Annotated in this window: 1 protein-coding gene; it reads right to left on the minus strand. The window is 76.5% G+C overall.

Annotated elements, in window-relative coordinates; genetic code table 11:
- Positions 1–928, minus strand: a 928-nt coding sequence (locus tag AS857_RS36690) for a 3-hydroxyacyl-CoA dehydrogenase family protein (protein WP_160330295.1), incomplete at both ends; no start/stop codon positions are given.

Below are 928 nucleotides of genomic sequence, written 5' to 3' on the forward strand. Positions count from 1 at the left end.
GGCGCCGGGTTGAAGAAGTGCATCCCGACGACGTCCTGCGGGCGCGAGGTGGCGCGGGCGCAGGCGACGACCGGCAGCGAGGAGGTGGTCGTGGCCAGCACCGCGCCCGGCTTGCAGACCTTGTCCAGCGTGGCGAACAGCTGCTGCTTGACCGCCAGGTCCTCCGCCACCGCCTCGATCGCCAGGTCGACGTCGGCGAAGGCGTCCAGCGAGGCCGCCGGCTCGACGGCCGCCAGCGCGGCCTCCCGCTCCGCCGCCGTGATGCGGCCCTTCTCCACCGAGCGCGCGAGCGACTTCGCCACCCGGGCCCTGGCGGCCTCGGCCTTCTCCTGCGAGCGCGCCGCGAGCACGACCCGGTAGCCGGCCTTGGCGAAGACCTCGGCGATGCCACTGGCCATCGTGCCCGACCCGGCCACGCCGACCGCGCGCACCTCGCGCGCCTGCGCCGCGCCCCCGCCGCCGGCGCCGGGCGTCTCCGCGTCGGGCACCACCACGGCCGAGTCCGGCCCGTCGTAGGTGTAGAAGCCGCGGCCCGCCTTGCGGCCGGTCAGGCCCGCCTCCGCGAGCTGGCCGAGGACCGGCGCGGGAGCGTGCAGCCGGTCGTGGGAGGCCGCGTACATGGCCTCCAGGACCGTGCGCGCGGTGTCGATGCCGATCAGGTCCAGCAGGGCGAGCGGGCCCATCGGCAGCCCGCAGCCCAGCCGCATCGCGGCGTCGATGTCCTCGCGGGTGGCGTAGCGCGCCTCGTACATGGCGGCGGCCTGGTTGAGGTAGCCGAACAGCAGCCCGTCGGCGACGAAGCCGGGCCGGTCGCCGACCGCGACGGGCTCCTTGCCCAGCTCCCGGGCCAGCGCGGTGACGGCCGCGACGGCGGCGGGCGCCGTGAGCACCGACGAGACGACCTCCACCAGCTTCATCGCCGGCGCCG

The sequence above is a fragment of the Streptomyces roseifaciens genome, from assembly GCF_001445655.1.
Classification (GTDB): Bacteria; Actinomycetota; Actinomycetes; order Streptomycetales; family Streptomycetaceae; genus Streptomyces; species Streptomyces aureoversilis.